Below are 7,033 nucleotides of genomic sequence, written 5' to 3'. Positions count from 1 at the left end.
CTATTCGCTCATCCGGCGCATCATCGAACGCAGCGGCTTTGATCTGGCAGCGCCCGCGCCGTTCGACCCGGCGCAGTCGCTGGGCGCGGCATTGCTGACGCCGACGCGCATCTATGTGAAATCGCTGCTGCCGCTGGTGCGCGCCGGGCACATCAAGGCGATGGCGCATATCACTGGCGGCGGTTTCCTGGAAAATATCCCGCGCGTGTTGCCCAAGGGTGCGCGCGCCATTGTCGATGCGCCTGCCCTGCCCGCGCTGTTCGACTGGCTGCGGACACAAGGCGGCGTTGCGGCCGGCGAAATGGCACGCACGTTCAATTGCGGCACCGGCATGGTGGTTGTCGTCGCTGCGGCTGATGCCGATACCGTGGTGGCCGCGCTCGGCGCTGCGGGCGAGACGGCGCACGTCATCGGCCATATCGAAGCCGGCACCAAGGGCTGCGATGTGAACGGCGCCGCCGGCACCTGGGGCGAAGCGGCGGCCTGGACGGCCAGCCATGATGCCTAGGGCGCGGGTCGCCGTCCTGATTTCCGGGCGCGGCAGCAACATGGCCGCGCTGCTCTATGCTAGCCGGCTATATGATTGCCCCTATGAGATCGTGTTGGTTGCCAGCAACGATCCGGGCGCCGCAGGGCTGCAATTGGCTGCTGCCGAAGGGGTGCCGATTTTTGCCCACAGCCATGCCGGCATGAAACGGGCCGCGTTCGATGCCATCATCACGGCGCAGCTGGAACAGGCCGGCGTCACGCACATTGCGCTGGCGGGTTACATGCGGCTGCTGTCCCCGCAGTTCGTGACGCACTGGCAGGGCCGCTGCCTCAATATCCACCCTTCGCTGCTGCCCAAACACAAGGGCCTGCACACGCACGAAGCCGTGCTGGCCGCGGGCGAGGCCGAGACTGGCTGCACCATCCACATCGTCACCCCGGAACTGGATGACGGTCCGATATTAGGCCAGGCGCGCATCAAGGTGCTGCCCGGCGACACGCCCGAAACGCTGGCGGTGCGGGTGCAATATGCCGAACACCAGCTTTACCCCCGCGTGCTGGCCGATTTTGTCAGCGCCGACAGCCGGCCCGAAGCCTTGCTGGAACGGGTGCGCGGCCTGGCGCTGTCCCTGCCGGCGGCGGCGGAAAAACTCTCCCACGGCTCACCGGGCTTTTTCGTCGAAGGCGGCAAGTTCTTCGCCTATTTCAGCGAAAACCACCACGGCGACGGCGTCACCGCCCTTTTGTTGAAAGTCTCCGGCCTCGATGAAGCGGCCATGCTGATCGAGATGGACCCGGAGCGATTTTTCCGTCCCAAGTATTTCGGCCCGGCCGGCTGGGTAGGCGTCGTGCTGACCGATGGGCCGGACTGGGCGATGATCGATGCGATGTTAAGCGCGGCGTGGCGGCAGTGTGCGCCGAAGCGATTGGCGATGCCGCCGATTTGAATAGCTAGGCGTTCACATGGGCCAAGCTCTTGCCAAACCGGCCTTGATGAAACGGAATTAGTTGATCCCCTAACTAGTAAGTCGGGGCTTAAAGTTTAAATATTTCAGGCGGGGGAGTCGCAATTGGCTTCGGTGCGAACAGTCCGAACTCGCCAGTCATCGGTTTTGTTACGAATATCTGCGACTGTAGGTCACCCACCTTGACAATAAATTCGGCACCTCTGACTGCCCCAACCGCCAAGCTATTGTTTCTGATTGGATAGGTGAACTCGTCGCGAACGTACGTTCCGGTCTCATCTCGCTGTTCAAAGCGGATACGAACGTTCGCATTTTGCACCCCAAGGAACACCAACCTAAAGAGTGGCAAACCAACGGTTTCAGACGATTGCGTAGATATCAGTTTCGGCTGCGGGTCTTTGGGGTTCAATTTGCGCGACCAAATAGTGTTCGTATTGTTGCGTATCGAGTTGTCAACGAACCATTGCATTTCGCCAGTTTTTGAAACCAAAAGTCCTACCGTGTCACCGGGAGATAGAACATTTCCAAGCAGTCCATGTGAGGCCGAGAATTTTTCTGGCACGTAGATGCTCCAGATCCCATCTCTTGAGACCCCTTTTTTTAACAGTGTAATCGAGTCGATCGAGAAGGAGAAACGAAATCCCATCGATCCGGCCATACTGCTCTTGAACGGCCTATCGATCTCATAGGCTTCCACTGATCGAATATACGTGTCCGAGTAAAACACCTGACCAGGCGTTACGTCTATAATTGTGCCGATTTCAGGAGAAATGCTTCGAGTTATGGGTTGTGCGAAAATCGGCGTCGAAATCGTTATAAAAAACGCTAGTGTCGCGGCCTTCAACCTCATAACTATTCTGCCCCTTACCAGTCATCGTGCCGGCTATAAATACAACTAGCAACTCTACCTCAGCTATGGCTTGATTGGAAGGTGTCAAGCGAACCGCCAAGTCTCCAGAAGGTGCTTAAGGCAGTTTCCTGCAGGAAACTGGGCACAAGTTAGAGTTTACGCTTAGACAACAAAAAAGGGCCGCAGCAACGCTGCGGCCCTTCGAAACGCGAGACTGATCAGTTCAGCCAACAATCTCAGTCTGCGCGAAGAAGTACGCAATTTCGATGGCCGCGTTCTCGTCGCTGTCCGAGCCGTGGACGGTGTTGGCTTCGATCGATTCGGCCAGTTCCTTGCGGATGGTGCCGGCGTCGGCATTGGCGGGGTTGGTGGCGCCCATGATGGCGCGATAGGCCGGGACGGCGTCTTCGCCTTCCAGAACCTGCACCACGACGGGGCCGGAGATCATGAAGGCGACCAGTTCACCGAAGAAGCCACGCTCGGAGTGGACGGCATAAAAGCCTTCGGCCTGGGCGCGTGTCAGGTGCAGGCGCTTTTGCGCCACGATGCGCAGGCCGGCGGCCTCGATCATGGTGTTGACGGCGCCGGTCAGGTTGCGGCGCGTGGCGTCGGGCTTGATGATCGAAAAGGTGCGCGTGATGGCCATGGGAACTTCCATTTCTTGAAAAACAGCTTCGGGGGATGCGCGGGCCTTTATGGGCCGCGCGCATCAAATGCAAGCGCAGGCTGACCGAAATCAGCCTTCGAAATTGTCCGCGATGAACCGGTCGAGCAGCCGCACGCCGAAACCGGTGGCGCCCTTTTCATGCAAGGCGCCGGGCTTGGAGGCCCAGACCGTGCCGGCAATATCGAGATGCGCCCATTTCACGTCCGGCTTGATGAACCGGTGGATGAACTGCGCCGCCGTGATCGAGCCGCCTTCGCGCGGGCCGACGTTCTTGATGTCGGCGATGTCGCTGTCGATCAGCTTGTCATAGGCATCGCCGATCGGCATCCGCCACAGTTTCTCGCCGACCGCCGCGCCGGCTGCCGACAGCTTTGCAGACAGGCTGTCATCGTTGCTGAACATGCCGGCGTGTTCGTTGCCAAGGCTGATGATGATGGCGCCGGTCAACGTCGCGAGATCGACGACGACTTCGGGATTGAATGTCTCCTGCGCCCACCAGATGGCATCGCACAGCACCAGCCGGCCTTCGGCGTCGGTGTTGATGACTTCGATGGTCTGGCCGTTCATCGATGTGACGACATCGCCGGGGCGCTGCGCATTGCCATCTGGCATGTTTTCCACAAGGCCGACGACGCCGACGACATGGGCAGGCGCCTTGCGCGCGGCCAGCGCATGCATCGCACCGACCACGGCGCCGGCGCCGCCCATGTCCCATTTCATGTCCTCCATGCCGGCTGGCGGCTTGAGGCTGATGCCGCCGGTATCGAACGTCACACCCTTGCCGACGAACACCACGGGGCGGCTGTCGGGCGCGTTGGTGCCGTTCCAGCGCATCGCCAATATGCGCGGTGCCCGCACCGAACCCTGCGCCACACCCAGCAACGCACCCATGCCCAGCGCGCGCATCGCCGGCTCGTCCAATATGGTCATTTCGATGCCCAGCGCCGCCAGGTCGGCCGCGCTGGCGACAAAGCTTTCGGGATAGATCACATTGGCCGGCTCGCTGACCAGCGCGCGGGTGCGCATGACACCGCCGGCGATGGCATCCAGCCGTGCATGCAACGCCTCGGCCCCGGCTGCGCCCAGCACATCAAGATGGGTCAGTGTCGGCTTGGCCTTGGCCTTCATGGTGGTGCGATAATTGTCGAATCGCCACGCCCGCAGCGCCGCACCGTGCGCCAGATGCGCAGCCGCATCAGCCGCCGGGATGGCCAGCGCCGCGCCGGCCAGGTCAACGCTGACCCGCGTTTCCCCGCTGGTCAGCAGGCGGGCGGCGATAGCGCCGCCGACACGTTCCAGCACGCTGGCATCGGCGTCCTTGGCCGGGCCGGTGCCGACCAGCGGCAGACGGGTCGCCGCCATGCCGGCAGGCGCCATCACTTCGACAATGGCGCCAACCTCGCCCTCGAACCGCGCAGTGGCAGCAGCGCGCAGCAACTGCCCCGATGTGGCGGTGTCGGCAGCAGCGGCGGCTGCGCCCAGCACGAGGCCAGGCCCGGCGAGCACGACAAGCGCATGGCTGGCGGTTTCGGCAACAGCGGGAAAGGCGATCTGCATGGCGTAATGTCCTTCGGAAATGGGGGCCGGGCAAGCGGCTTCGCGCCGTGCTTAGGACGCTGCCTGCGGCCCGTAAAGCTCGCCGTGCCTCGCGCTGACGGTGGACGGGTGCCGGCTGGACCGCTAAGCGCATGAGCGTGTTGTTTCGCCGCAGATCGTCCATGCCCGCCGCCCGCCATTTCTGGCTGGCCGCGTCGGCATTTTGTGCATTTGCGCCGATGGCCCCTGCGCATGCGCAGTTGATGACTCCGGCCGTGCCGGGCAATGGCCCGCCGGGCGACAATGGCCCCGCCGAAGTCGAACCGGCCGGACCGATTGCCGGCCCCGGCGATGCCATTGATTTTGAAGCCGACGAGCTGCGCTATGACGAGCGCGCCAATGTCGTCACGGCATTCGGCAAGGTGTCGCTTGTCCGGGCTGGCTATAGCCTGAAGGCCGACCGCATCGAATATGATCGCACGTCGGGGCGCATCACCGCCATTGGCGATGTCAACATGATCGACCCCGCCGGCAACCAGGCGCTGGGCGACCGGATCGAACTGACCGATTCGCTGCGCGATGGCGCCATTGCCAATTTGTTGCTGGTCCTGAACGATGGTGGCAGGCTGGCGGCGGCGCAGGGCCAGCGCACCGATTCCATCTATACGTTGAACCGGGCGGTCTACAGCCCGTGCGCGGTGGTGGACCCGTCCGGGTGCCCCAAGGACCCGGTGTGGCGCATCAAGGCGGTGCGCGTCAGCTACAACCGACTCAAGCACCGCATATCGTATCGCAATGCCAGCCTGGAAATGTTCGGCATCCCGATCCTGTACCTGCCGAGTTTTTCGCATCCCGACGGTGAAGCCAAGCAGGTCAACGGGTTGCTGGTGCCGGGCATCGAAATCCAGCGTCAGCTCGGCCTGGGTGTCAGCCTGCCGTTTCACCTCGCGATTGCGCCCGACCGTGATGTGACCCTGACGCCGTGGGTGTATACCGCCACCAACCCCGCGCTGGCCTTTCAGGCGCGGCGGCTGCTGCGTGATGGCCCGATCCAGGTCGATGGCATGTTCACTTATGCCCAGCGCGTCGATTTCAGCGCCGATGGCCTGACCGAAATCAACCAGGGCGACCGGTTTCGCGGCTATATCGGCATCAAGGGCCGGCTCCAGCATACGCCTGAATGGCGGTCCAGCTTTTCGCTGCGGCTGACAACCGACGATACCTTCAACCGCCGCTATGGTCTTGGTTTCGATGACGTGCTGCGTTCGACCTATGCGCTGGAACGCATCGGCCCCGAAAGCTGGCTGTCGATTTCGGCCTGGGCCTTTCAGGGCCTGCGTTCGGTGGACCGGGGCGGCGAAATTCCGTTCGTGCTGCCGCTGTTCGACTGGGACTGGCGGCCGCAGAATGACATTATCGGCGGTCGCGTGCGCTTTGGTGCCAGTTCGATGAACCTGCTGCGCACCGGCGGCCAGGACGTCGTGCGCCTGTCGAGCTTTGGTCGCTGGGACCGCCGGGTCATCACCCCCATGGGGCAGCGCCTGACTGCGACGGCGCTGGTACGCGCCGACGGTTACAATGTCGCCAACTCCGCGCTGGCGACATTGCCCGAATATGCCGGCCGCGATGGCTTGCATGCGCGCGCGATTGCAGTGGCGGCATTCGAAGCGGACTGGGCCTTTTCCGGCCCGGCGCTGGGCGGACAGCAGACCATCACGCCGCGCGCCCAGTTGGTGCTGTCACCCAGCATTCGCAATGGCGGCTTTCCCAACGAGGACAGCCGCGCCATCGAACTCGAAGACATCAGCCTGTTCGATCTCAACCGTTTTCCGGGGCAAGACCGGTTCGAAAGCGGCTCACGGCTGACCTATGGCCTGGAATACGCTTTGGACCGGCCCGGTTGGCAGGTGCACGCGGAAATCGGGCAATCGGTGCGCCTGTCGGGCAATGGCAATGAGTTCCCGGCGGGTACAGGACTGAATGGGCGGTTGTCGGATATTGTCGGGCGCACGACCCTGAAAATCGGCAGCCTGTTCGAGTTCACGCACCGCTTCCGCCTGGACAAGGACAATTTTGCCGTTCGGCGCAACGAAATCGACATCGCGATTGGCGGCCGCCGCACCTATGCAACGATCGGCTATGTCCGCCTCAACCGCAATGTGACGCTGGAGGACCTTGAAGACCGGCAGGAGCTGCGGGTTGGCGGCCGCATCGCCTTTGCCCGCTATTGGTCGGCATCCGGCACGGCGATTTTCGACCTGACCACGACACAGGACAATCCGCTGTCCACCGCTAATGGCTTTGCTTCGATCCGTCACCGTATCGGGATCGAATATGAGGACGAATGCTTTCGCATCGGGGCTGGTTGGCGCCGCGATTATGTCGGTGACCGCGATTTCCGGCCCGGCAACAATTTCCAGATCACGCTGACCTTCAAGACCCTTGGCCGATAAAGAGATGTTTCAGCCTTTGTTCAGCCCTGAGCGTTTAACCATTGCTTTGCCGTCGGCAGGGCCATGCGCTATC

The 7,033-nt window shown here is 62.3% G+C and carries 6 protein-coding genes; 3 read left to right on the top strand and 3 right to left on the bottom strand.

From position 1 onward, the window contains the following. Window positions 1-508, top strand: a 508-nt coding sequence (locus tag RMQ73_RS13225; RefSeq protein WP_310498759.1) for an AIR synthase-related protein, incomplete at its 5' end; no start/stop codon positions are given. Next, a complete protein-coding gene (purN, locus tag RMQ73_RS13220; RefSeq protein ID WP_310498760.1) occupies window positions 501-1,436 on the top strand; it encodes a phosphoribosylglycinamide formyltransferase in 936 nt (311 codons plus the stop codon). The genes RMQ73_RS13225 and purN, both read left to right, overlap by 8 nt. Before the next feature lie 88 nt (window positions 1,437-1,524). Here purN and RMQ73_RS13215 read toward each other — a convergent pair whose 3' ends face one another. From RMQ73_RS13215 to RMQ73_RS13205, 3 genes are all read right to left on the bottom strand, one after another. Then, window positions 1,525-2,304 (bottom strand): hypothetical protein, encoded by a 780-nt coding sequence (locus RMQ73_RS13215; protein ID WP_310498758.1) that lies wholly within the window; start codon window positions 2,302-2,304, stop codon window positions 1,525-1,527. A gap of 223 nt (window positions 2,305-2,527) precedes the next feature. Continuing rightward, window positions 2,528-2,950, bottom strand: a complete 423-nt coding sequence (gene ndk, locus RMQ73_RS13210) for a nucleoside-diphosphate kinase (RefSeq protein WP_310498757.1) — start codon at window positions 2,948-2,950, stop codon at window positions 2,528-2,530. A 90-nt stretch (window positions 2,951-3,040) separates the two neighbouring features. Next, window positions 3,041-4,528 (bottom strand): leucyl aminopeptidase, encoded by a 1,488-nt coding sequence (locus tag RMQ73_RS13205; RefSeq protein ID WP_310498755.1) that lies wholly within the window; start codon window positions 4,526-4,528, stop codon window positions 3,041-3,043. 218 nt (window positions 4,529-4,746) lie between these two features. Between RMQ73_RS13205 and RMQ73_RS13200 the strand changes: the two genes are divergently transcribed. Then, a complete protein-coding gene (locus RMQ73_RS13200) occupies window positions 4,747-6,960 on the top strand; it encodes an LPS assembly protein LptD (RefSeq protein ID WP_310498754.1) in 2,214 nt (737 codons plus the stop codon). Window positions 6,961-7,033: the final 73 nt, after the last annotated feature.

It is taken from the genome of Sandarakinorhabdus sp. (assembly GCF_031430775.1).
In the GTDB taxonomy this organism is placed as follows: domain Bacteria; phylum Pseudomonadota; class Alphaproteobacteria; order Sphingomonadales; family Sphingomonadaceae; genus Sandarakinorhabdus.
The sequence above is the reverse complement of the archived record's forward strand: the minus strand, read 5'-3'. Positions and strand labels throughout refer to the sequence as shown.

Excerpts from the sequence above, each read along its gene's own strand:
- purN (WP_310498760.1), top strand. The coding sequence starts at position 501 with ATGCCTAGGGCGCGGGTCGCCGTCCTGATTTCCGGGCGCGGCAGCAAC.
- RMQ73_RS13200 (WP_310498754.1), top strand. The coding sequence starts at position 4,747 with ATGGCCCCTGCGCATGCGCAGTTGATGACTCCGGCCGTGCCGGGCAAT.
- RMQ73_RS13205 (WP_310498755.1), bottom strand. The coding sequence starts at position 4,528 with ATGCAGATCGCCTTTCCCGCTGTTGCCGAAACCGCCAGCCATGCGCTT.
- RMQ73_RS13215 (WP_310498758.1), bottom strand. The coding sequence starts at position 2,304 with ATGAGGTTGAAGGCCGCGACACTAGCGTTTTTTATAACGATTTCGACG.
- ndk (WP_310498757.1), bottom strand. The coding sequence starts at position 2,950 with ATGGCCATCACGCGCACCTTTTCGATCATCAAGCCCGACGCCACGCGC.